This is a genomic window from Candidatus Tisiphia endosymbiont of Ptychoptera albimana, assembly GCF_964026605.1.
Lineage (GTDB): Bacteria > Pseudomonadota > Alphaproteobacteria > Rickettsiales > Rickettsiaceae > Tisiphia.
Genome location: NZ_OZ032164.1, coordinates 1,228,636 through 1,249,616, shown reverse-complemented (window position 1 = coordinate 1,249,616; position 20,981 = coordinate 1,228,636). Strand labels below are relative to the sequence as shown.

At 33.5% G+C, this 20,981-nt stretch carries 32 protein-coding genes and 2 tRNA genes; 33 read left to right on the top strand and 1 reads right to left on the bottom strand.

What is annotated here, in order from left to right; all coding sequences use genetic code 11:
- Window positions 1-98 precede the first annotated feature (98 nt).
- The 4 genes from yajC to AAGD36_RS05965 all read left to right on the top strand — a co-directional run bounded on the left by yajC (window position 99) and on the right by AAGD36_RS05965 (window position 4,174).
- The gene (yajC, locus tag AAGD36_RS05980) at window positions 99-503 is read left to right on the top strand and encodes a preprotein translocase subunit YajC (RefSeq protein WP_341755305.1); all 405 of its coding nucleotides are present in this window, start codon (window positions 99-101) and stop codon (window positions 501-503) included.
- Window positions 504-506: 3 nt separating this feature from the next.
- Entirely contained in the window at window positions 507-2,060 is a 1,554-nt protein-coding gene (gene secD, locus AAGD36_RS05975; protein ID WP_341755304.1) for a protein translocase subunit SecD, read from the top strand.
- A 21-nt stretch (window positions 2,061-2,081) separates the two neighbouring features.
- The gene (locus AAGD36_RS05970; protein WP_341755303.1) at window positions 2,082-3,545 is read left to right on the top strand and encodes a hypothetical protein; all 1,464 of its coding nucleotides are present in this window, start codon (window positions 2,082-2,084) and stop codon (window positions 3,543-3,545) included.
- A 473-nt stretch (window positions 3,546-4,018) separates the two neighbouring features.
- Window positions 4,019-4,174, top strand: a complete 156-nt coding sequence (locus AAGD36_RS05965; protein WP_341755302.1) for a hypothetical protein — start codon at window positions 4,019-4,021, stop codon at window positions 4,172-4,174.
- Between the two features lie 2 nt (window positions 4,175-4,176).
- On the opposite strand, the gene rlmB is transcribed toward AAGD36_RS05965, so the two are convergent.
- Window positions 4,177-4,908, bottom strand: a complete 732-nt coding sequence (gene rlmB / locus AAGD36_RS05960; protein ID WP_341755301.1) for a 23S rRNA (guanosine(2251)-2'-O)-methyltransferase RlmB — start codon at window positions 4,906-4,908, stop codon at window positions 4,177-4,179.
- A gap of 590 nt (window positions 4,909-5,498) precedes the next feature.
- On the opposite strand from rlmB, the gene AAGD36_RS05955 reads away from it, so the two are divergent.
- From AAGD36_RS05955 to AAGD36_RS05815, 29 genes are all read left to right on the top strand, one after another.
- Window positions 5,499-5,584 (top strand) — tRNA-Tyr (locus AAGD36_RS05955).
- Between the two features lie 20 nt (window positions 5,585-5,604).
- Window positions 5,605-5,678, top strand: a tRNA-Gly gene (locus AAGD36_RS05950).
- An 84-nt stretch (window positions 5,679-5,762) separates the two neighbouring features.
- A complete protein-coding gene (gene tuf / locus AAGD36_RS05945) occupies window positions 5,763-6,947 on the top strand; it encodes an elongation factor Tu (protein ID WP_341748170.1) in 1,185 nt (394 codons plus the stop codon).
- 131 nt (window positions 6,948-7,078) lie between these two features.
- Window positions 7,079-7,402, top strand: a complete 324-nt coding sequence (gene rpsJ / locus AAGD36_RS05940) for a 30S ribosomal protein S10 (RefSeq protein WP_341748171.1) — start codon at window positions 7,079-7,081, stop codon at window positions 7,400-7,402.
- A complete protein-coding gene (gene rplC / locus AAGD36_RS05935; RefSeq protein WP_341751362.1) occupies window positions 7,402-8,052 on the top strand; it encodes a 50S ribosomal protein L3 in 651 nt (216 codons plus the stop codon). The genes rpsJ and rplC overlap by 1 nt, the downstream gene beginning before the upstream one ends.
- A gap of 5 nt (window positions 8,053-8,057) precedes the next feature.
- A complete protein-coding gene (gene rplD, locus AAGD36_RS05930) occupies window positions 8,058-8,681 on the top strand; it encodes a 50S ribosomal protein L4 (RefSeq protein WP_341748173.1) in 624 nt (207 codons plus the stop codon).
- Window positions 8,678-8,977, top strand: a complete 300-nt coding sequence (gene rplW / locus AAGD36_RS05925) for a 50S ribosomal protein L23 (RefSeq protein ID WP_341755300.1) — start codon at window positions 8,678-8,680, stop codon at window positions 8,975-8,977. Before rplD ends, rplW begins: the two co-directional genes overlap by 4 nt.
- Window positions 8,978-9,799 (top strand): 50S ribosomal protein L2, encoded by an 822-nt coding sequence (rplB, locus tag AAGD36_RS05920; protein WP_341748175.1) that lies wholly within the window; start codon window positions 8,978-8,980, stop codon window positions 9,797-9,799.
- 13 nt (window positions 9,800-9,812) lie between these two features.
- A complete protein-coding gene (gene rpsS, locus AAGD36_RS05915; protein ID WP_341748176.1) occupies window positions 9,813-10,091 on the top strand; it encodes a 30S ribosomal protein S19 in 279 nt (92 codons plus the stop codon).
- Between the two features lie 2 nt (window positions 10,092-10,093).
- Window positions 10,094-10,453, top strand: a complete 360-nt coding sequence (rplV, locus tag AAGD36_RS05910; protein ID WP_341751360.1) for a 50S ribosomal protein L22 — start codon at window positions 10,094-10,096, stop codon at window positions 10,451-10,453.
- A gap of 3 nt (window positions 10,454-10,456) precedes the next feature.
- Window positions 10,457-11,116 (top strand): 30S ribosomal protein S3, encoded by a 660-nt coding sequence (rpsC, locus tag AAGD36_RS05905; protein WP_341748178.1) that lies wholly within the window; start codon window positions 10,457-10,459, stop codon window positions 11,114-11,116.
- Between the two features lie 15 nt (window positions 11,117-11,131).
- On the top strand, window positions 11,132-11,542 hold the full coding sequence (rplP, locus tag AAGD36_RS05900; protein WP_341748179.1) for a 50S ribosomal protein L16: 411 nt from the start codon (window positions 11,132-11,134) through the stop codon (window positions 11,540-11,542).
- Complete coding sequence (rpmC, locus tag AAGD36_RS05895; protein ID WP_341751358.1) at window positions 11,535-11,747, top strand: 50S ribosomal protein L29; 213 nt, start codon at window positions 11,535-11,537, stop codon at window positions 11,745-11,747. Before rplP ends, rpmC begins: the two co-directional genes overlap by 8 nt.
- A 4-nt stretch (window positions 11,748-11,751) precedes the next feature.
- Window positions 11,752-11,997 carry a 30S ribosomal protein S17 gene (rpsQ, locus tag AAGD36_RS05890; protein ID WP_341751357.1) on the top strand — a complete coding sequence of 82 codons (246 nt, stop codon included), beginning with the start codon at window positions 11,752-11,754 and terminating at the stop codon, window positions 11,995-11,997.
- Between the two features lie 102 nt (window positions 11,998-12,099).
- Entirely contained in the window at window positions 12,100-12,468 is a 369-nt protein-coding gene (gene rplN, locus AAGD36_RS05885; RefSeq protein ID WP_341748182.1) for a 50S ribosomal protein L14, read from the top strand.
- Entirely contained in the window at window positions 12,468-12,800 is a 333-nt protein-coding gene (rplX, locus tag AAGD36_RS05880) for a 50S ribosomal protein L24 (protein ID WP_341755299.1), read from the top strand. Before rplN ends, rplX begins: the two co-directional genes overlap by 1 nt.
- Before the next feature lie 2 nt (window positions 12,801-12,802).
- Window positions 12,803-13,342: a 50S ribosomal protein L5 gene (rplE, locus tag AAGD36_RS05875; protein ID WP_410521255.1), complete on the top strand. Its 540-nt coding sequence runs from the start codon at window positions 12,803-12,805 to the stop codon at window positions 13,340-13,342.
- Between the two features lie 18 nt (window positions 13,343-13,360).
- Window positions 13,361-13,666 (top strand): 30S ribosomal protein S14, encoded by a 306-nt coding sequence (gene rpsN, locus AAGD36_RS05870; RefSeq protein ID WP_341748185.1) that lies wholly within the window; start codon window positions 13,361-13,363, stop codon window positions 13,664-13,666.
- Between the two features lie 267 nt (window positions 13,667-13,933).
- Window positions 13,934-14,332 carry a 30S ribosomal protein S8 gene (rpsH, locus tag AAGD36_RS05865; protein ID WP_341748186.1) on the top strand — a complete coding sequence of 133 codons (399 nt, stop codon included), beginning with the start codon at window positions 13,934-13,936 and terminating at the stop codon, window positions 14,330-14,332.
- A 9-nt stretch (window positions 14,333-14,341) separates the two neighbouring features.
- Entirely contained in the window at window positions 14,342-14,875 is a 534-nt protein-coding gene (gene rplF, locus AAGD36_RS05860) for a 50S ribosomal protein L6 (RefSeq protein WP_341748187.1), read from the top strand.
- Between the two features lie 16 nt (window positions 14,876-14,891).
- Window positions 14,892-15,248 carry a 50S ribosomal protein L18 gene (gene rplR, locus AAGD36_RS05855; protein WP_341755297.1) on the top strand — a complete coding sequence of 119 codons (357 nt, stop codon included), beginning with the start codon at window positions 14,892-14,894 and terminating at the stop codon, window positions 15,246-15,248.
- Window positions 15,249-15,263: 15 nt separating this feature from the next.
- Window positions 15,264-15,818 (top strand): 30S ribosomal protein S5, encoded by a 555-nt coding sequence (gene rpsE, locus AAGD36_RS05850; RefSeq protein ID WP_341755296.1) that lies wholly within the window; start codon window positions 15,264-15,266, stop codon window positions 15,816-15,818.
- 362 nt (window positions 15,819-16,180) lie between these two features.
- Entirely contained in the window at window positions 16,181-16,390 is a 210-nt protein-coding gene (gene rpmD / locus AAGD36_RS05845; RefSeq protein WP_341748190.1) for a 50S ribosomal protein L30, read from the top strand.
- Between the two features lie 20 nt (window positions 16,391-16,410).
- A complete protein-coding gene (gene rplO / locus AAGD36_RS05840; RefSeq protein WP_341748191.1) occupies window positions 16,411-16,866 on the top strand; it encodes a 50S ribosomal protein L15 in 456 nt (151 codons plus the stop codon).
- Between the two features lie 3 nt (window positions 16,867-16,869).
- The gene (gene secY / locus AAGD36_RS05835) at window positions 16,870-18,171 is read left to right on the top strand and encodes a preprotein translocase subunit SecY (RefSeq protein ID WP_341755295.1); all 1,302 of its coding nucleotides are present in this window, start codon (window positions 16,870-16,872) and stop codon (window positions 18,169-18,171) included.
- Between the two features lie 96 nt (window positions 18,172-18,267).
- Window positions 18,268-18,906, top strand: coding sequence for an adenylate kinase (locus AAGD36_RS05830; RefSeq protein WP_341756021.1), 639 nt, complete (start codon window positions 18,268-18,270; stop codon window positions 18,904-18,906).
- 61 nt (window positions 18,907-18,967) lie between these two features.
- Window positions 18,968-19,345 carry a 30S ribosomal protein S13 gene (rpsM, locus tag AAGD36_RS05825; RefSeq protein ID WP_341748193.1) on the top strand — a complete coding sequence of 126 codons (378 nt, stop codon included), beginning with the start codon at window positions 18,968-18,970 and terminating at the stop codon, window positions 19,343-19,345.
- Window positions 19,346-19,357: 12 nt separating this feature from the next.
- Window positions 19,358-19,744, top strand: coding sequence for a 30S ribosomal protein S11 (rpsK, locus tag AAGD36_RS05820; RefSeq protein WP_341748194.1), 387 nt, complete (start codon window positions 19,358-19,360; stop codon window positions 19,742-19,744).
- 15 nt (window positions 19,745-19,759) lie between these two features.
- Complete coding sequence (locus tag AAGD36_RS05815) at window positions 19,760-20,779, top strand: DNA-directed RNA polymerase subunit alpha (RefSeq protein ID WP_341755294.1); 1,020 nt, start codon at window positions 19,760-19,762, stop codon at window positions 20,777-20,779.
- Window positions 20,780-20,981 lie beyond the last annotated feature (202 nt).

The window sequence follows — 20,981 nt, the reverse complement described above, 5'->3', positions numbered from 1 at the left end:
TACGCGAGTTCCTCATTGTCAAAAAACAATTCTTTAAAGCAGAAGAGTATACAATAAATTAATACAACTACTTTTACATAATACGTCAGGAGATATATATGTTTATAGAAAATGCCTATGCAGATAACAATGATACAATATCAATAACAGAAACTGAAGAAGTAACTCCAGTAGCTGAATCATCATCTACTCAATCAATATTAACAAGCCTTGTACCGATGGTATTAATCTTCGTTGTATTCTATTTTTTTCTAATTAGACCACAAGATAAACGCCGTCGTGAGAAAGAGGCTATAGTTGGTAGTGTTAAGAAAGGAGAAGAGGTGGTAACTAATAGTGGAATTTTCGGAGTAGTAAGCAAGATTAACGATGCTGACAACACGGTAGATCTTGAAGTAGCTGAAAATATACGAATCAAAATTCTGAAATCTTCAATACTTGATATTACAAGTCGTCATAAAACAGAAGTTAGTGCCAAAAGTAAAAAAGATAAAGGGAAATGAGCTGTGTATAATATTCCTAAATGGAAAATATTCCTTTCTATTTTATGTACAATAGCAGCCTTTATTTGTGCTTTACCTAATTTTACAACTATAGATTCTAAAATACTGCCAAACCATAAGGTGAATCTTGGTCTTGATTTAAGAGGTGGTGCTCATCTATTGCTAGATGTAGATTTTGATAGTTACTTAAATGATGTAATGGACAATCTAGCTGACCATTTACGAAAATATTTACGGGAAGATAAAATAGGTTATAAAAATCTTGTTGTTAAGAACAAGGCGGTGCAGTTTGAATTGAGAAACCTAGAAGATTATAAACAGGTCAAAAAGATCTTAGGTAAAGTCGACCAAGAAATTACTGTAGAAAATGATAATACTAATATTAAGCTTAGCTATAGTGATTCGAAGCTTGCTGAATTAAGGTATCAAGTTATTGCCCAATCAATTGAAATAATCAGAATGAGAGTGGATAGCACCGGCACAACAGAACCTAACATACAAAGGCAAGGTGATAAACATATATTACTGCAAGTACCAGGTGAGGAAAATCCACAACAACTCAAAAATATTCTTGGCAAAACTGCAAAACTAACCTTTCATTTAGTAGATGAAACTGCCAACATACAACAAGCATTAAATGGACATTTACCCTTTGGTTCAATTTTAGTGAAAGGGGAAAATGAAAATAAGCAAGAATATTACGTAGTTGTTAAGAAAAAAGCTATTGTTAGTGGTGACCAGCTAACAACTGCCCAAGCTTCTTTCAATCAAAATTCCCAACCTGCTGTTGCTTTTTCTTTTAATAATCTTGGTAGTAAATTATTTGCAGAAATAACCAAGAGTAATTCTGGCAAGAGGCTTGCTATCGTGCTTGATAACAAATTATTAAGTGCACCAGTAATTAATGAACCAATTCTTGGAGGAAGCGGTATAATTTCAGGTAATTTTACTGTTGAATCAGCAAATGAATTAGCGTTATTACTTAGGGCCGGTTCGTTGCCAGCCCCTTTAAAAATAATAGAGGAAAGAACCGTAGGACCAAATCTTGGAGCAGATTCAATAGAGGCAGGCAAGAAAGCAGGTATGATTGGTTTTGTTAGTGTGGTAATATTCATGATTTGGTCTTACGGAATTCTTGGCATTTTTGCCAATATAGCATTAAGCCTAGCTTTACTTTATATTTTAGCGTTATTGTCACTTTTTCAAGCTACATTAACTCTGCCAGGAATTGCTGGTATAATCCTAACGATTGGTATGGCAGTTGATGCCAATGTACTCATTTATGAAAGGATAAGGGAAGAACTTAAAAAAGGTGTATCTAATCTATATGCCATAAGGATGGGATTTGAATCAGCTTTTGCTACAATCCTTGATTCAAATGTTACAACTTTGATTGCAGCATTTTTACTTTTTATATTTGGAGCTGGAGGTATAAAAGGTTTCGCAGTAACACTAACTATTGGTATAATATCATCTATGTTCTCTGCGATTGTTATTACTAAGTTGTTGATTGATACTTGGATTAAGTATCAAAAGCCCAAAAATCTAGGGTTATAATTAAACGAAGAAAATTATATTATGCTTCAAGCCTTAAAAAGAATGCTACTATCTGTAACAGTTGCCCTAACTACCAGCGTAACATACGGGGATTATAAACATTCATCAGAACTTTCAGGATTCGAATTAGCTGCTAGCAAATTAGGTTTTACCTCACCAACCCAGCAAGAAGCTTTGTTAAAGATTTTTTATCTAGCTGGATATTTTGAACCACAAAAATTATGGCACGATCTAGTATGTTTTGACAAGACTAATGCAGACAAAATATTTCGTTTGATTCAGGGCAGTTTGGCTAAAGCTGGTGCTAATCAAAACGCTCCTAGTAAATTCAATGTTAAATCATTGCGTAAAAATTTATTTAAATCTATTAATGAGGTAAATGTACGAAATATTGAAGATTGGTTACTATTTGTTGCTCAGGATGCGTTTGATCTTAATCTTGGTCAGGAACGGAATGAACTGACCACTAGAGATTGGATGACTAAATATAAGTCTCAATATATTGTAGATGCTAGACAATTGGGACTTATTAATGAAATAAAACCTAACTATCAAGAATACGACGAAGCTTGGATTGCCGGGGCAGCTAGAATTAGGTTATTGACACGTATAATCTATTATAATAAATTAACAGAACAAATTAAAGTTAACGGATTAGTACTAGTATTAACAGGAGCAAGACCCTTATGGGCTAATCTCGATGGCATTAACCCTAAAACATACACTGAATTGCTAGAAGCATGGCAAGGAAAGGCAGATATTAATAGATTGGATACTGTACCATTAGTTGGAAATGATTCAGCTTGTATTGAGGAAGGTGAAAGATATATCGAGTCTCTTGCTAAAGATTACGGTATTAAGTTAAATAAAGCTCAGCCATTTATTCAATATAAAACACAAGAAGAATGTCCATTAGGTCTTTTTCCTAGAAGATTCTATCCTAATTATGCAAGTAGCAATGAGAGAAAACTCACAGAAGACCTGATGAGTAGTGACCTAGTAAACAAGTTCCTTAATAAGGATCAAGTTAAACGTACTGAAATAATCAATACTAAAGTAGGCAAGAATAACGAAAGGCCTGATACAGCCACTACTGCTCATGATGCAGCAGTTAATTTTGCTGAAAGAATTTTAAGTAGAAAATTTGGTAGACAAAAAGACTTTGTTATTTTATTTGTCAGTAATAATCCTCATATTGAACGCCAAACAATTGTTGCTCAAAGAGAAGTTGATAAAGTATTACAACAATATGGATTAGATAAACAGGGTTATCATATTAAAATTGCAGGGATAGGTGCTAGTGCCGTACCGGATATTCCAATTATTCATTCTGAACTGGGTAAGTTGATAACGGCAAAATGGATAAATAAAAATCTACTAAGCACTGATAAATTTGGGCATTCTATTGATCAATTAATGTTCCAAACTCGTAAATGCCCTGATCCTAAATCAATACCTCCAATACCAAAAATTAAAGAAATATAATATAACCTGAATTCGATGTAACAAGTTACATCGAATTCAGTGTTATATATAGAAACAATCAGGTTTGAAGCGGCTGCCCACCTGATTGTTAAAATATAATACTCCATTCAATATGTGATTTTAATAATTAAAATCACATATTGAATGATGAAAAAAGTTAAAATGTACTTGCGTCAGCCGCTTCAAGAGTACATTTTTCCTTATAATAAAGCAAGTATCGATATAAGAATTATTAATTCTTATATCGAACTCATACAATAAAAAAACATGATAAATATAACATGATCAGTTATATATAGTGGTAGGATGGGTAAACTGTATGTCGAATTGAAGCTTTGAATTTTAAAGACTTCATACCTCAGCAAAGACCCATCCTGTTTTGGATAAAGACTACGAACGGATGTCATAAGGTTTAAACCTTGCGTATGAGTATGTAGCATATCCTATTATTAATATAAAGCATGAGGCTCTATATGACAACAACTTATATTGGTGTGGACGTTAGTAAAAAAACTTTAAATAGTCAAATTATAATAGCCCTAGCGGATCATTTTCAAATATCACTAGATGAAATGATTGGTAGAATTCCTCCTACTAAAAATATGGATTCCTTACCGAAGAGGGAATGACATCAAGAGTCTAATGAAATTAAATAAAACGCTATTGCAGAAGCATTTGAGACATTTAAGCTTTCTACTTTACTTGAAATGGGTATTTTAACTAAGTGATCACATGCTTCTTTAACTAGACGTCTGATTCCTTTATCTTCAGAACCAAGTACTATTGCCATTTTATCTGAAAATATTTTTGTACTTAAAGATTGTTTTGCATTGCCATCAAGGCCAATAATCCAAAACCCATGTTTTTTTAGATATTCTATTGACCATCTTAAATTAGTGACTTTAACTATTTGTACTAGTTCTAAAGCTCCAGAAGCTGTTTTTGCTATGGTAGCATTTTCATCAGGTGCATTATCTAGAGGTAATATTATGGTCGTGATGTCAAAAGAAGCTGCACTACGAATAATAGCACCAATATTTTGTGGATCGGTTATTTGATCCAAAATAGCAACTTTACAATTAGGAATAGTTATGTCAATATCTTCAATACGATTAGAGAAGATACTTTTAACGTTAGCGGCTATTCCCTGATGATTATGATTTGAACCAAAAAGACGGGTTAAGTAATCTATGTTGGTAATCTCATATGGGTGGTTAGAGATTAAATTTTTGTGCAAATTGAAAATATCTTCTGTACATAAAACATTTTGAATATAACGTTTTGGGTTGCTTAATGCTGCAAATACTGGATGTTTGCCGTATATATAGTGCAAATCTTTAGAAATTTTAGCTTTATTTCTCATCTTATTAGAACCTAGAGTAATTTATTCTTGACACAAACTACTATTTATTATAGAAAGTTACAACTGATAAACGTTCTGAAGTAATATAAGTTTAATATTAGCTTATTTAGGTTCTGTGAACGTTTCTATCTAATGGTCGATTTCGTCGTTATTTTCGTTCTCGAATCCTCACGTACATTTAGTACGCTACGGTTCTGCGAGCGAAAATGCCTATAAATCTACTCATTACATAGAAACGTTCACAGAACCTAGGATAGTTCAAGAGAAAAGAGCCGGGGTCATTTGAGTTTCAGCTTTATAACAAAGAATATGTTCTTCCCGTGTAGACAAGTCCATGATACCTAACAGCCATTTGGGTTGTTTTTTGGATTGCTGCCACGGGAAGGATATCGAGACTCTTAAGTTGATACCCATGCGATGTGCAGGAATAATACTGATGTATTAAAGGGTTGTATCCTTATTTATAAAGGCTTGTAGGCCGAAGTTCAAATGTCCTTGGAAAAGAGCAAAAAAGATTTGTTGGTACTTATACTAAGTTATATATATGCTTTACGTTTAATTAGACCATTTAATACTTGCGTAAATTCTTTGGAGGAATGGCCGAGTGGTCAATGGCAGCAGACTGTAAATCTGCCCGCGTGAGCGTACGAAGGTTCGAATCCTTCTTCCTCCACCACAAGTTGGTTAGGTAGATACGCGGGTGTAGCTCAATGGTAGAGCTCCAGCCTTCCAAGCTGGCCACGTGGGTTCGATTCCCATCACCCGCTCCAAGAGTATTGGTGATAATTGGAAATTGGATAAATTTGTATTTTTATGTTAAATTGTATTAAATCTTAAATTGTGGAGAATGAATTATGGCAAAGGTAAAATTTGAAAGGGATCTACCCCATTGTAATATAGGTACTATAGGACACGTAGATCATGGTAAGACTTCTTTAACAGCTGCAATAACTTTAGTGTTATCAAAAGAAGGTGGAGCACAGGCTACTAATTATGATGACATTGATAAAGCTCCTGAAGAGAGGGAAAGGGGTATAACTATTGCTACTGCTCACGTTGAATATAGAACTAAAAAAAGGCATTATGCTCACATTGATTGTCCTGGTCACGCAGATTATATAAAGAATATGATAAGTGGTGCAGCTCAAATGGATGCTGCTATATTGGTAGTATCTGCTGCTGATGGTCCAATGCCCCAAACAAGGGAACATATATTGCTTGCTAAGCAAGTTGGCGTACCTGCAATAGTTGTATTTTTGAATAAAGTTGATATGGTTGATGATCCAGAATTGCTTGACTTAGTAGAAATGGAAGTCAGAGAACTTTTATCAATGTATGATTTTCCTGGAGATGATATACCAGTTATCAGAGGTTCAGCTTTACAGGCTCTAGAAGGAAAACCTGAAGGTGAAGCTGCGATTAAAGAGTTGATGAATGCTATTGATGAATATATACCTCAACCTGAGAGAGATACAGATAAACCTTTCTTAATGTCGATAGAAGATGTATTTTCTATTTCTGGAAGAGGTACGGTTGTTACTGGTAGAATCGAAAAAGGTATAGTAAAAGTTGGTGAAGAGGTAGAGATTGTTGGTATAAGAGATACTCAAAAAACTACTTGTACTGGTGTGGAAATGTTTAAGAAGCTATTAGATCAAGGTGAAGCCGGTGATAATGTTGGTATATTACTGCGTGGAACTAAAAGGGAAGATGTATGCAGAGGTCAAGTGTTAGCTAAGCCTGGAAGTATAACTCCGCATACTGAGTTTGAAGCTGAAGTTTATGTACTTACCACGAAAGAAGGTGGTCGTCATACAGCATTTACAGATAAATATCGACCACAGTTTTATTTTAGAACAACTGACGTAACTGGAGAAATCACTTTGAAAGATGGTAAAACAATGGTGATGCCTGGTGATAATGCGAATCTGAAAATTGCATTGATCGCTCCGATAGCTATGGAAGAGGGCGTACGTTTTGCTATACGTGAAGGTGGTAGGACAGTAGGAGCTGGTGTAGTATCAAAGATTATAAAATAATAAGAAATAGTCATCCTGAAAAAGTTCAGGATGACTATTTTTTTAGGGTTAGGCAAAATATGTTTAATTAGAGTAAGTCTATTAAAGAATGTGCTTTGACTGGTCTAGCTGTTTATAAAAAGGTTTAGTTAATGAAAAATAATCAAAAAATCAAAATTCGTTTAAAGTCGTTTGATCACCGCTCGCTTGAACAAGGTACTAGAGAAATAGTAGGGGCTGTTAAAAGAACCGGTGCTGATATAATTGGTCCAATTCCGTTGCCAAGGACAATTGAGAGATTTACCGTTAATAGATCTCCGCATGTCAATAAAAAATCAAGGGAGCAATTTGAGATTAGAATTCAGAAAAGACTTTTGATAATAAGTTATCCAACTCCTCAGACTGTTGATGCTTTAAAAAAAGTTGATTTGCCTGCTGGTGTTGATGTTGAGATTAAGTTAGAGAGTGTTGAGTGATGAGAACCGGTTTAATCGCTAAGAAAATTGGCATGAGTTCAATTTTTAATGAAAAGGGAGAAAGAACTACTGTTACTTTTCTGCAAGTTGAAGATTGTCAAGTAGTGGGACAAAAGACCCAAGAAAAAGATGGTTATAATGCTTTGGTTATTGGGGTAAAAGATAAAAAATTATCTAAAGTAACAAAACCAATGAAGCAGGTATTTGCTAATGCTCAAGTTACGCCAAAGGAAAAATTGAAGGAATTTAGAATTTCTGAAGCTTGTTTCCTTGATGTAGGTTTTGTATTGCATGTGGATCATTTTGTTATTGGTCAGTTTATAGATGTTGTAGGTACTACTATTGGTAAAGGTTTTGCTGGTAGTATGAAAAGGCATAATTTTAGAGGACTTGAAGCTTCACATGGTGTGTCTGTGTCTCACCGTTCGCATGGTTCTACTGGTGGTAGACAAGATCCTGGTAAAGTATTTAAGAATAAGAAAATGGCTGGTCACATGGGAAATACAAGAGTTACTATTCAAAATTTGAAAGTAGTCGATACTGATATGGAAAAAAGCATAATCATAGTTAGTGGAAATATTCCCGGTTCAAAAGGATCTTATGTCTACATTAAGGATGCTATTAAGAAAACCATTACAGCTATAGGATAAAATATATGAAAGCCAAATTATTAAATCTTGAAAATGAAGCTGTTGGTGAGATTGATTTAGATAACGAAGTTTTTGCTGTAGATTTTGTTAGGGAAGATATTATCAAGCTTGTTGTTGATTGGCAGAGAGCTAAAGCTATGGCTGGTACACATCAAACAAAGACAGTGTCGCAAGTATCTGGTACTACAAAGAAACCTTTTAAGCAAAAAGGTACGGGTAATGCAAGGCAAGGATCTTTAAGATCTGTCCAAATGAGAGGTGGTGGAGTTTCTCACGGTCCAGTAACAAGGAGTCATGCTACAAAATTACCAAAAAAAGTTAGAAAACTTGGTTTAAAACATGCTTTGTCGGAAAAATTGGCTGAGGGAAAACTGCTAATAGTAGATTCTTTAAAATTACATGAATCCAAAACTTCTAATCTTATAAAATTATTAAATAATTTTCATGGTAAAAGTTATTTTATTGTTAGTGGTGATGAAGTTGATATCAATTTTTCTTTGGCAGTACAAAATATTCCAAATACTATTTCAGTACCGCAAATTGGTGCAAATGTTTATGATATAATACGCCATGATTATGTTTTGTTATCACAAGAAGCTGTAGATGCTTTAGAAAAGAGGTTAAAGTGAAGTCTTATAAACATTATGATCTTATTAGGAATCCTGTGATCACTGAGAAGACCAATATTTTATCTGAGCAACAAAATAAGTTTACTTTTCATGTTGCTGGTAGTGCTGAGAAAGCTTCTATCAAGACGGCTGTTGAAAAGATTTTTCAGGTTAAGGTTAAAAAAGTTAACATAATGAATGTAAAAGGTAAGAGAAAAAGATTCAAGGGTGTTAATGGCAGACAATCAGATAAAAAGAAAGCAATTGTGACGTTAGAAAAAGATTATACTATTGATTTTACTGGGGGTATTAAATAAATGGCTTTAAAAACGTTTAATCCAGTTACTCCATCCCTTAGAGAATTAGTACAGGTTGATAAATCTGATCTTTGGAAAGGTAAGCCTCATAAACCTTTAACTAAAGGTTTATCTAAGACTGGTGGTAGAAATAATTTGGGTAGAACCACTTCTTGGCATAGAGGAGGAGGGCATAAAAGACTTTATCGTATAATCGATTTTAAAAGAAATAAACAGGATATATTTGCCACTGTTGAAAGAATAGAATATGATCCTAACAGAACTTCCTTCATTGCTTTAATTAAATTCGATGATGGTGAGTATTCTTATATTTTAGCACCACAAAAGCTTATTGTAGGAGATAGAATAGTATCAAGTGATAAAGCTGACATAAAAGTAGGAAATTGTTTATCTTTGAAATCTATTCCTGTTGGTACTACTTTACATAATGTAGAAATGAAAGTTGGTAAAGGTGGTCAAATTGCAAGATCTGCTGGTACTTCTGTTAATTTAGTAGGTAAGGATTCGGGTTATGCACAGATCAAGCTTCGATCTGGAGAATTTAGATTGATACCGTTAGATTGTAAGGCTACCATAGGTGTTGTTTCAAACCCTGATCAAAAGAATACCAATTTAGGTAAGGCCGGAAGAAATAGATGGCTAGGTTGGAGACCACATGTTCGTGGTGTTGCAATGAATCCATTCGATCACCCACATGGGGGAGGAGAAGGAAAAACTTCTGGTGGTCGCCATCCAGTGACTCCATGGGGTTTCCCAACTAAGGGTAAGAAAACACGTAAGAATAAGCTTACATCAAAATTTATTATTAAGAGAAGAAAGTAATTAGGTAGTAATTATGGCTCGTTCAGTTTGGAAAGGACCTTTTGTAGATGGTTATCTGATAAAAAAAGTACAAAAATTGATTGAATCTGGTAAATCAGAAATGATTCAGACTTGGTCTAGAAGGTCAACAATTTTACCATTTTTTGTTGGAATAACATTTGCTGTACATAATGGAAATAAATTTATACCTGTTACTGTAAGTGAAGAAATGGTTGGTAAAAAATTAGGTGAATTTTCTCCAACTAGGACTTTTCATGGTCATGGCACAGATAAAAAAGTTAAGAGAAAATAGATATGGTGAAGGTGAATAAAGGCTCTACTACAGCAATTGCTAAGTCTCTTAGAGTGAGTCCGAGGAAATTGAATTTGGTTGCAACTTCTATTAGGAATATGAAAGTGTCTGAGGCTCTAATTCAGCTTACCTTTTCCTCTAGAAGAATTGCTCAAGATGTAAAAAAATGTTTACAGTCTGCTGTTGCTAATGCTGAAAATAATTTTGGTTTAGATATTGATACTTTGTTTATTACTTCTGCAACTGTAGGTAAGGCGTTGGTGATGAAAAGAATTATGCCAAGAGCTAAAGGAAGAGCAACAAGGATTAATAAATTTTTTAGTAATTTATATATTACAGTTACTGAAGTTGAGGGGAAATAAGATATGGGGCAGAAAGTTAATCCGCATGGCTTTAGAGTTGGTCCGACATTAATTAAAGGTTGGGACTCGGTGTTATATGCTGATAAGAAGCAGTATAAAGTCCTTCTTATCCAAGATTTAGAGGTTAGAAATCTAGTTAATAAGAACTATGTGCAAGCACAAGTTAGTAGAGTATTAATAGAGAGGCCTTCTAATAAGAATGTTATAATTAATATTTTTGCTAAAAAGCCTGGAGTTATTATAGGTAAAAGTGGTAACGACATTGATAAATTAAAAAAATCTGTCCAAAAAATTACGGGTTTAGAAGAAATATATATTAACATACATGAAGTAAAGAAGCCTAATATAGACTCTAACATTATTGCTCAAACGATTGCTATGCAGCTTGAAAAAAGAGTGTCTTTTAGAAAAGCTATGAAAACCGCTATCCAAGCCTGCTTTAAGCAAGGAGGGTTAGGTATAAAGGTTGCTTGTTCTGGACGTTTAGCTGGAGCTGAAATAGCGAGAACAGAGTGGTATAGAGAAGGTAGAGTACCTTTACATACTTTGAGAGCTGATATTGACTATGCGACTGCTGAAGCTATGACAACTTATGGAGTTATAGGTATAAAGGTTTGGGTCTATAGGGGTGATCATGTGGAAAATAGAAAGAAACATAATTAATTTTGAAGTAAAATAATGTTAGCTCCGAAAAAACAAAAATTTAGAAAAGCACATAAGGGGAGAGTTTCCTCAAAAGCAAAGGCTGGTACTATGCTAGCTTTCGGTTCTTTTGGCTTGAAATCGTTAGATGGTTTAAGGGTTACCGCAAGACAAATAGAGGCAGCAAGAAAGGCTGCAGTTCGTTGTATGAAAAGGCAGGGGAGATTATGGATTAAAATTTTTCCTGATTTACCTGTGTCAAAGAAGCCTGCGGAAGTTAGAATGGGTAAAGGAAAAGGTTCTACTGAATTTTTTGCAGTGAGAGTATCACCTGGAAGAATTATGTTTGAAGTGGAAGGGGTTACAGATGATATAGCGACGAAAGCACTTGAGCTTGCTAGTGCAAAATTGCCTGTAAGAACAAAGATAGTGAGGCGTTATGAATAATTTAGGGGTATCAGCAAAGGAATTGGTTGGGCAGACTACGGAAGAGCTTCACAAAAAGAGAACTTTGTTTAAAAAAGAGTTTTTTAATCTACGGTTTCAAAGAACATTAGGTGAATTACAAAATACTAGCAGGTTTTCTTTTGTAAAAAAAACAATAGCTCGTATTAATACAGAGTTAACTATAAGATCAAAAACTGGAGAATAGGGAAATGCCGAAAAGAGTGCTACAGGGCGTTGTTGTAAGTTCGAAAACTGATAAGACTATTACAGTTAAAGTAGAACGTAGGTTTAAGCATCCTATATACAAAAAAATTGTAAAAGTCTCTAAAAAATATGCTGCTCATGATCCAGAAAATACTTATAAGGATGGTGATAAGGTTAGTATAGTTGAAAGTCGTCCTATATCTAAAACTAAGTCTTGGGTGGTGTTAGGGGATGTAAAGGCATCTCTCTAATGATAGGTTTGGTCGTCACAGAATAGTGAGTTTTATCCTTTGACTTTGTTATTTAGATTGTTTATTTTGTTGCGTTATTAAATTCTCAAGTGGAAGTAAGTTATGATTCAGATGCAGAGCATCTTAGATGTTGCGGATAACTCTGGTGCTAAAAAAATTATGTGTATTAAAGTGCTTGGTGGTTCACATCACATGATAGCAAATCTTGGGGATGTCATTGTGGTATCTATAAAAGAAGCTTTACCAAGCGGAAAAGTAAAAAAAGGTGACGTACATAGGGCTCTAATTGTTAGAACAAAAAAGGGTGTTAGAAGGGCAGATGGTAGTACAATTAAGTTTGATTCTAATGCAGCAGTACTTTTAAATAAGCAAGGAGAACCAATAGGTACAAGAGTTTTCGGTCCTGTAACTAGAGAATTAAGGGCAAAAAAATTCGTTAAGATTATGTCACTTGCAGAAGAGGTGTTGTAATGATTAAGCTAAAAATTAAGAAAGGTGATGAAGTTATTGTTATCACCGGAAAAAATAAGGGAAAAAAGGGTAAGGTCTTAAAGGTTTTGCCTGAGCAAAATAGAGCTATTGTTTCGGGTATAAATATTGTTCGCAAGCATGTTAAGGCGAGTAAAACAAGTGAAGGTGGCATAGTGTCAAAGGAATTATCCATACATATATCCAATGTTGCTCACATAGATCCTAAAACAGGTAACCATACAAAAGTTGCTTTTAAACTTCTAGAAGATGGCTCTAAAGTAAGAGTAGCTAAGAAGTCTGGTGAAATTATTAGTAATAAGGAAGGTAAGTAATGTTGCTCAGGTTTAAAGATTTATACACTAAAGAGATTGTACCAAACTTACAGAAAGAGTTTGCGTACGAGAATAAACATCAAATGCCTAAGGTTGTAAAAATTGTTGTTAATATGGGTGTTGGTGAGACGGTTGCAGATTCTAAGGTAATTAATAATGCTGTCAATGATCTAACTCTAATTTCAGGACAAAAGCCTTTAGTAACTGAGGCCAAAAAGTCTATTGCTACTTTTAAGCTTCGTGAAGGTATGAAAGTTGGTTGTAAAGTTACTCTGCGCAAAGATAGAATGTATGATTTTTTAGAGAGATTAGTAATCGTTGCTCTACCGCGTATTAAAGAATTTAGAGGTTTCTCAAGCAAAAGCTTTGATGGTAGAGGTAATTTTACTTTTGGTATAAAAGAACAGATTGTTTTTCCAGAGATTAATTACGACAAGATAGATGTAATTCGTGGTATGGATATCACGATTGTTACAAGTGCTATGAATAATGAAGAAGGTAAATTATTACTTTCTGGCTTTAATTTGCCTTTTTATAATTAATTTTTAGAAGAAAAATAGATGGCTAAAGTAAGTTCTATAAAAAAGAATAATAGAAGAAGAAAGATGGCACAAAGTTTATATAACAAGCGTGCTAAATTAAAGGACAAGATTTACGATAAAACTTTATCTTTGGAAGAAAGATTTTCGTTAGTGATGGTTTTAGCTAAGTTACCTAGAAACTCAGCTATGAATAGAGTTCGAAATCGGTGTGAGCTTACTGGACGTCCAAGAGGAGTGTATAGTAAATTTGGTCTATCGCGAAATAAGCTGAGAGATCTTGGTAGTAAGGGATTAGTTCCTGGTTTGATTAAAGCAAGTTGGTAAAATAGCTTGAATTCGATATAACTTATTATATCGAATTCAAGGGTTAAGTAGAAACAATCAGGTTTGAAGCGGTTCAGTACCTGATTGTTAAAATGTAATATTCTATTCAATGGGTGGTTTTAATAATTAAAATCACCCATTGAATGATGAAAAAAGTTGAAATGTACTCGTAAAAGTCGCTCCAAGGGTACACTTTTTCTTATAACAAAGCCAATTCGATATAAAAATTCTTATATCGAATTGAGGTTAAAATAGTAGGTTTATCGTATGTCAATGACAGATAATATAGCGGATATGTTGACTAGAATTAGAAATGGTCAAAAAAGTAAATTGATGAATATATCTCTACCTTGTTCAAAAATAAAATGTGCTATTTTGGATGTTTTAAAAAAAGAAGGTTATATAAAAGAGTATGTAGTTGTCAAGGATGGTAATATAAGTCATATTGAAGTGGATCTAAAATATTCTGTTAATGGAAAACCTGCTATATGTGAAATAAGTAGAGTTTCAAAACCAGGTAAGAGGATTTATTCTTCTATTGATAAATTAAAAGGATATTATAACAATATGGGTATTTATATTCTTTCTACTTCTAGAGGAGTTTTATCAGATAGAGAAGCACATAGCCAAAAAATTGGCGGTGAAGTAATTTGTAAAGTGTTTTAAGGTATAAAGATGTCACGTATTGGAAAATTACCAGTCCCTGTGCCTGAAGGGGTGAAAGTTGAACTTGATGGGTTGAAAGTTAATGTTGTTGGTCCCAAGGGAGAATTAACAAAAACTTTCGCAGGAAATATAGCAATTTTATTGCAAGATAATCAGCTTTTTGTAAAACCATTAGCAGAGACTAAAAGTGCTAGATCTATGTGGGGTACGGCACGAAGTATAATAAATAGTATGATAAAAGGTGTTAAAGAAGGTTTTACAGAAGAGCTTGAAGTCAACGGTGTTGGTTATAAGGCTTTGGTGAAGGATAAATATTTAAACTTAATGCTTGCTAAAAGTCATAATACTAAAGTAGAAATACCTCAAAATATTAAAGTTACCGCTCCTAAACAAAATCAGATTATATTGGAAAGTGTTGATAAAGAAAAATTAGGTCAGTTTATATCAATTATTATAAAGCAGAGACCACCTGAACCATATAAAGGTAAAGGTATTAAACGCAAAGGTCAATATGTTCAGAGAAAAGAAGGTAAGAAAAATTAAAATTTAAGAGTTAAATATGCGTAGTTCAAAGTTAAAGTTTGATATAAGAAAGGCTAGAGTAAGGTCTAAGATATCAAAGGTATCAAACAGACTCAGGCTGTCTATTTTTAAGTCTGGAAAGCACATATATGCACAAGTCATAGATGACAAACAATCAATAACTATTGCATCTGCTTCGACTTTAGATAAAGAAATTAGGCAGTTAAAAAAATCCAACTGTAATGTTGGTACAGCCACGAAAGTAGGTGATTTAATAGGCGAAAGAGCATCGCTTAAAGGGGTACAAGAAGTTGTATTCGATAAGGGTGGTTATAAATATCATGGTGTTGTTAAGGCTTTAGCTGATGCAGCAAGAAAAAAAATGAAATTTTAATTTTAGGTTTAAGAAATGGCTAAAGCTAAAAAAAATACAAGTGAAGCACTAACAGAAACTTTGGTGGATGTAAATAGAGTTACTAAAGTAGTAAAAGGGGGTAGAAAATTCTCTTTTTCTGCTTGTATTGTTGCTGGTGATAAAGCTGGTAAGGTTGGTTATGGTCATGGCAAAGCGAAAGAGGTAACAGAAGCTAGAGCTAAGGCTACTCAAGAAGCAAGGAAAGATATGATTAAAATTCCTCTTTATCAAAATAGAACTATTCATCATGATGTCATTGGTAAAAGTGGAGCAGCTAAAGTCATTTTAAGAAGAGCCAAGGCAGGTACTGGTGTTATCGCTGGTGGTGCTATGAGGGCAATTTTTGATTCTTTAGGAGTTCATGATATTGTTGCTAAATCTTTGGGTTCTAGTAATGTATATGCGATGATTGCTGCAACTTTTGATGCGTTATCTCAACTATCTTCTCCAAAAAATATTGCTGAAAGGAGAGGAAAAAGAATAAATGAGATATCAACTAAATCTACAAAAGGGCAACAAATAATATCAGAACCAAGTGTGCAAGTTTAAGTAGTGTAATAGTCCTTCCAGCGTAGACTCATGAGTGTCAACTTAAGAAGTTTTGATTTGGTAGGTAGCAGAATCTAAAAAATAAAGAAAAATGCATTCTTAAAGTGATTTTGTGGATGCATTTTAAACCTTAAGCTAAAAACATGATTTTAAAAGATTAAAATCATGTTTTTAGCAAAATATTAATTTAACAATCAGATGCAGAGCCGTCTCAAATCTGATTGTTTCGATAATTTCACCGAATTTGGGATAAGAATTGACAAATTCTTATCCCAAATTTGCGTGTGAATGGGGCTTTGAAGCAATGGGCTATAGTGAGTCTTTATATTTAAAGTAAAGTAATAATTGGGTTGTAGGAATTTATGAGTAGTAATCAAGAAAAAGTGAATGAGGTAAAGGTTAAAGTTACCCAAATTGGTAGTAGTATAGGTCGTAAATATGATCAGGAAGAAACCTTGGTAGGTTTAGGTCTAAATAAAATGCATAAATCTGTTATTTTGAAAGATACAAACTCTGTTAGAGGGATGATCAAGAAGGTACAACATTTGTTAAAAGTAGAAAATATAAATTAGAATAAATTAGAGTTTAGAAAATGAAATTAAATGAGTTATCTAACAATTTTGGTGCCAAGAAAGATAAAAAAAGAGTAGGTCGCGGTATTGGCAGTGGTAAAGGTAAAACATGTGGCAGAGGTGTTAAGGGACAGAAATCTAGATCTGGTGTAGCTATCAAAGGTTTTGAAGGGGGGCAGATGCCTATGATTAAAAGATTGCCAAAGAGAGGCTTTAACTGTCCTAGTTCTAAGAAATATAGTGTAGTAAATATTGCTGATATAGAATTTTTAATAGCAGAAAATCGTTTGAACTCAACAGAAGTTGTAACAAAGGATAGATTAGTTGAAGTCGGGTTAATTAAGAATACTAACTTATTGGTTAAGTTATTATCTGTTAGCAGTGGTGATTTTAATAGTCCCTTATCATTTCAATTAGATGCTTATTCTAGCTCTGCTAAGAAGTTAATAGAACAAGTTGGTGGTCAAATATTGTAATTTATGAGTTTAAATTCCACACAAAAATCTAATAAAGACTTAGCTAATAGGATTATTTTTACTATTTTGGCTCTTATAGTATGTAGATTTGGGTCATTTATTCCTATAGCGGGTATTGATTCGGTTGCGTTAAGCAATGTGGCTGAACAAAATCAATCTGGTATACTTGGTATGTTTAATATGCTATCTGGGGGGTCTCTAGGTAGAATGTCTATTTTTGCTTTAGCAATTATGCCATATATAACTGCTTCAATTATCATTCAATTAATGTCAATAGCCTACAAGCCTTTAGAGAATTTAAAAAAAGAAGGTGAGGTTGGTAAAAGGAAAATCAATCAATTATCTAGGTATTTAACTGTTTTATTAGCTTCTTTTCAGGCATATGGTGTTGCAGTAAGTTTGGAACATGTTGTGACTAATGTAGGTCCAGTAGTTATTATACCGGGGCTTTTTTTTAAGGTTACTACCGTTATTACTTTAGTTGTAGGTACTATGTTCTTAATGTGGCTTGGTGAACAGATTACTGGTAGAGGTATTGGTAATGGATCGTCCTTAATTATATTTATAGGTATAGTGTCGGGTGTACCAAGTGGTATTATAAGCATGTTTGAGTTGTCAAGAAGTGGTGGTTTGTCTCCGATAGTAGTTATGGCTATTTGTTTAGGAGTTATTGTAATTATAGCTATAATAATTTTCTTTGAGAAGGCACAGAGAAAAGTTTTGGTACAATATCCAAAAAGACAAGTTGGTAATAAAATTTATGGTGGTGATTCGACTCATATGCCTCTTAAACTTAATACTTCTGGGGTAATTCCGCCAATATTTGCTAGTTCGATTTTATTGTTTCCTGTGACAATAGCTAATTTTTCTAGCAATAATTCAGAAATTATGAGTTTATTAACTTTCCATCTAGGGCATGGGAAGCCTTTATATATTTTGTTGTATGTTGCGTTGATAATGTTTTTTAGTTTTTTTTATACAGCAGTAGTTTTTAATTCAGAAGAAACAGCAAATAACTTAAGAAAATATGGGGCATATATTCCTGGCAAAAGACCTGGTAAGAATACTGCGGAATATTTTGATTATTTGTTAACTAGGTTAACTGTAATAGGTGGTATATATCTTAGTTTTATATGTATAGTTCCTGAAATGTTAATGAATAAATATGCCGTATCTTTTGCCTTAGGGGGTACAAGTTTTTTAATTGTTGTTAATGTTGTTCTAGATACATTTGTACAAATTCAAACTCATTTATTTAGCAGTAAGTATGAGGGATTAATTAAAAAAATGAAGTTAAAAAACTAACTGGTATTATAAAAAAACAATTCTTTAAAGCAAAAAATTATACATTTTAACTTAGTGGAGGGTATATATTATGTTATGTTTAAAGAAGAGTTTCAAATGATTATAGTGCTTATAGGGTCTCCTGGTTCAGGGAAGGGAACTCAAGGGCAGTTATTGGCAAGAAAGTTAAATTTACCTCATGTGTCTACTGGCGATATATTCAGGCAAATGGTAAAGGTTAATAACAAGGATGGTTTGTTAATTAAAGAGTATATGGCACAAGGAAAACTTGTCCCTCCTAAATTGGTGAATAATGTAGTTAAAGAGTTTTTAACTCAGGATATATATAAAAACGGTTATGTTCTAGATGGTTATCCTCGTAATTTAGAGCAAGCTAATTTTCTAAGAATGTTTGCTAATCAAAAGATTAAAGTTGTGTTTTTCGACATAGACGATCAAGTGATTATCAAGAGGATTCTAGGTAGGTTTAATTGTGAAAATTGTGGACAAATTTATAATAGTTATTTCATTAAACCTAAGGTTGATAATGTCTGTGATGTTTGTGGATCAGATAAATTTATGCACAGACAAGATGATGATGAACAGACTATTAAGCAAAGAATAGAAGAATATAAAATAGAGACTTATCCGTTACTTAACTATTATAGAGATAATAGTGAATTCTATGTTGTTGATGCAAATAAGGATAAAGAAGAAGTAGGGCTTGTTTTATATAAAGTATTAAAAATGATTTGACTTTAAGGGATATTTTTATATTATTCCCTTTTGGTTATTATCGAAATTTTGGAGATTATTTGTGGCAAGAATAGCGAGTGTTAATATTCCAGCAAACAAAAGATTAGTAGTGAGCTTAACATATATTTATGGGCTTGGTTTTTCTGCTGCAGAAGAGATTTGTCGAAAAACTGGAATATCTGAAAGTAAAAGGGTCAAAGACTTAACAGATCAAGAGCTTATTATTTTACGTAATATTATTGAAAAAGAATATAAAGTAGAAGGTGATTTAAGAAGAGAGGTGAATCTTAATATCAAGAAGAAAAAGGATATTAGAAGTTACCAAGGTCTTAGACATATAAGAAAGTTGCCTGTTCGAGGTCAGAATACTCATTCTAATGCTCGAACAAGAAAAGGTAAAGCTGTTGCGATTGCCGGTAAGAAAAAAGTTACAAAGTAATATGGTATAATGATGAGTCAGGCTAATACTAAGGTCAAGAAAAAAAGAAAAAATATCACTCTTGGTGTTGTTCATATAAAGACAACTTTTAATAATACTATTGTTACTTTTACGGACGTGCAAGGTAATGCTATAGCTTTTTCAACAGCAGGTACACATGGTTTTAAGGGGGCTAGAAAAGCTACGCCTTATGCTGCTCAAATAACTGTTGATAAAGCCTCAGAAGTTGCAAAAGAACACGGTCTGAAAACTGTTTCAATTAGAGTGCAAGGTGCAGGGGCTCAAAGGGAATCGGCTATGCGTGCGGTATTTAGTCAAAATTTTATAGTTACGTCAGTTTTAGATGTTTCGTCTGTTGCACATAACGGTGTTAGAGCACCAAAAAGAAGAAGAGTATAGGGGCATAGGTAAATAATGTTATCATTAAATAAAAACTGGAGTGCATTAATAAAACCTTCTAAGATAGTTTATGACAGTCCTGATAAGAGTAGTAATATAGTAAAAATTGTGGTTGAACCTTTAGAGAGAGGCTTTGGTTTAACAATAGGTAATGCTATGAGGAGAATTCTACTCTCATCTCTTCAGGGTGCTGCAATAACATCAATAAAGATACTAGGGGTGGTGCATGAATTTTCTGCTATACCTGGGGTTAAGGAAGATTTAGTTGATGTAGTTTTGAATCTTAAGTCTGTGGTCGTTAAGATGCATTCTTCGGAAAGAAAGATTGTCAGATTAAGTGCTACTGGTCCTTGCGTTGTAACTGCTGGGATGATTGGAACAGGGCATGATGTGGAGGTACTAACCCCTAACCATGTGATTTGTACTTTGGCAAAAGGGGCTCAGCTTGAAATGGAATTAGTGTGTGAGACAGGAAAAGGGTATGTTCCCGCTGCAAGCAGCGTTGGTTCGGAATTAGCTATTGGCGTTATCCCAATAGATGCGTTATTCAGTCCTGTAAGAAAGGTTACCTATAAAGTTGATAATACACGTGTTGGTCAAGTTACAGATTATGACAAATTGATTATGACCGTTGAAACTAATGGTAGTATTTCTCCGGAGATGTCTATAGCACTTGCTGCTAGAATTCTGCAAGATCAGTTACAATTATTTATTACATTTGAAGAACAAACAGAAGATAAACAGGATAAGTTAGAAGAATTAGCATTTAATCCAGCGTTGTTGAAGAAAGTTGAGGAATTAGAATTATCTGTTAGATCTCAGAATTGTTTAAAAAATGAAAATATAATTTATATAGGCGATCTTGTTATCAAAACAGAAGCAGAAATGCTTAGAACTCAAAACTTTGGTAGAAAATCTCTTAATGAGATTAAGGATATATTATCAGGCTTTGGTTTAAAATTTGGTATGGACATACCAGGATGGCCTCCAGAAAATATTCAGGAACTATCTAAGCGTTATGAAGATCCATATTAATAAAACCTGAATTAGATGTAACAGGTTATATCTAATTCAGGGATACATATAGAAACAATCAGGTTTGAAGGAGTTCGTCACCTGGTTGTTAAATATTAATTTGCTAATAATCTTAATTTTTATATGATATAAAAATAAGATTATTAGTGGTAATAGATTAAAATGCATTCGTAAAAGCCGCTTCAAGAATGCATTTTTCCTT

What these genes read in the sequence shown, in the direction of transcription:
- yajC (WP_341755305.1), top strand. Translation starts at nt 99, where the DNA reads ATGTTTATAGAAAATGCCTATGCAGATAACAATGATACAATATCAATA.
- AAGD36_RS05970 (WP_341755303.1), top strand. Translation starts at nt 2,082, where the DNA reads ATGCTTCAAGCCTTAAAAAGAATGCTACTATCTGTAACAGTTGCCCTA.
- AAGD36_RS05965 (WP_341755302.1), top strand. Translation starts at nt 4,019, where the DNA reads ATGACAACAACTTATATTGGTGTGGACGTTAGTAAAAAAACTTTAAAT.
- rlmB (WP_341755301.1), bottom strand. Translation starts at nt 4,908, where the DNA reads ATGAGAAATAAAGCTAAAATTTCTAAAGATTTGCACTATATATACGGC.
- tuf (WP_341748170.1), top strand. Translation starts at nt 5,763, where the DNA reads ATGGCAAAGGTAAAATTTGAAAGGGATCTACCCCATTGTAATATAGGT.
- rpsJ (WP_341748171.1), top strand. Translation starts at nt 7,079, where the DNA reads ATGAAAAATAATCAAAAAATCAAAATTCGTTTAAAGTCGTTTGATCAC.
- rplC (WP_341751362.1), top strand. Translation starts at nt 7,402, where the DNA reads ATGAGAACCGGTTTAATCGCTAAGAAAATTGGCATGAGTTCAATTTTT.
- rplD (WP_341748173.1), top strand. Translation starts at nt 8,058, where the DNA reads ATGAAAGCCAAATTATTAAATCTTGAAAATGAAGCTGTTGGTGAGATT.
- rplB (WP_341748175.1), top strand. Translation starts at nt 8,978, where the DNA reads ATGGCTTTAAAAACGTTTAATCCAGTTACTCCATCCCTTAGAGAATTA.
- rpsS (WP_341748176.1), top strand. Translation starts at nt 9,813, where the DNA reads ATGGCTCGTTCAGTTTGGAAAGGACCTTTTGTAGATGGTTATCTGATA.
- rplV (WP_341751360.1), top strand. Translation starts at nt 10,094, where the DNA reads ATGGTGAAGGTGAATAAAGGCTCTACTACAGCAATTGCTAAGTCTCTT.
- rpsC (WP_341748178.1), top strand. Translation starts at nt 10,457, where the DNA reads ATGGGGCAGAAAGTTAATCCGCATGGCTTTAGAGTTGGTCCGACATTA.
- rplP (WP_341748179.1), top strand. Translation starts at nt 11,132, where the DNA reads ATGTTAGCTCCGAAAAAACAAAAATTTAGAAAAGCACATAAGGGGAGA.
- rpmC (WP_341751358.1), top strand. Translation starts at nt 11,535, where the DNA reads ATGAATAATTTAGGGGTATCAGCAAAGGAATTGGTTGGGCAGACTACG.
- rpsQ (WP_341751357.1), top strand. Translation starts at nt 11,752, where the DNA reads ATGCCGAAAAGAGTGCTACAGGGCGTTGTTGTAAGTTCGAAAACTGAT.
- rplN (WP_341748182.1), top strand. Translation starts at nt 12,100, where the DNA reads ATGATTCAGATGCAGAGCATCTTAGATGTTGCGGATAACTCTGGTGCT.
- rplX (WP_341755299.1), top strand. Translation starts at nt 12,468, where the DNA reads ATGATTAAGCTAAAAATTAAGAAAGGTGATGAAGTTATTGTTATCACC.
- rpsN (WP_341748185.1), top strand. Translation starts at nt 13,361, where the DNA reads ATGGCTAAAGTAAGTTCTATAAAAAAGAATAATAGAAGAAGAAAGATG.
- rpsH (WP_341748186.1), top strand. Translation starts at nt 13,934, where the DNA reads ATGTCAATGACAGATAATATAGCGGATATGTTGACTAGAATTAGAAAT.
- rplF (WP_341748187.1), top strand. Translation starts at nt 14,342, where the DNA reads ATGTCACGTATTGGAAAATTACCAGTCCCTGTGCCTGAAGGGGTGAAA.
- rplR (WP_341755297.1), top strand. Translation starts at nt 14,892, where the DNA reads ATGCGTAGTTCAAAGTTAAAGTTTGATATAAGAAAGGCTAGAGTAAGG.
- rpsE (WP_341755296.1), top strand. Translation starts at nt 15,264, where the DNA reads ATGGCTAAAGCTAAAAAAAATACAAGTGAAGCACTAACAGAAACTTTG.
- rpmD (WP_341748190.1), top strand. Translation starts at nt 16,181, where the DNA reads ATGAGTAGTAATCAAGAAAAAGTGAATGAGGTAAAGGTTAAAGTTACC.
- rplO (WP_341748191.1), top strand. Translation starts at nt 16,411, where the DNA reads ATGAAATTAAATGAGTTATCTAACAATTTTGGTGCCAAGAAAGATAAA.
- secY (WP_341755295.1), top strand. Translation starts at nt 16,870, where the DNA reads ATGAGTTTAAATTCCACACAAAAATCTAATAAAGACTTAGCTAATAGG.
- AAGD36_RS05830 (WP_341756021.1), top strand. Translation starts at nt 18,268, where the DNA reads ATGATTATAGTGCTTATAGGGTCTCCTGGTTCAGGGAAGGGAACTCAA.
- rpsK (WP_341748194.1), top strand. Translation starts at nt 19,358, where the DNA reads ATGAGTCAGGCTAATACTAAGGTCAAGAAAAAAAGAAAAAATATCACT.
- AAGD36_RS05815 (WP_341755294.1), top strand. Translation starts at nt 19,760, where the DNA reads ATGTTATCATTAAATAAAAACTGGAGTGCATTAATAAAACCTTCTAAG.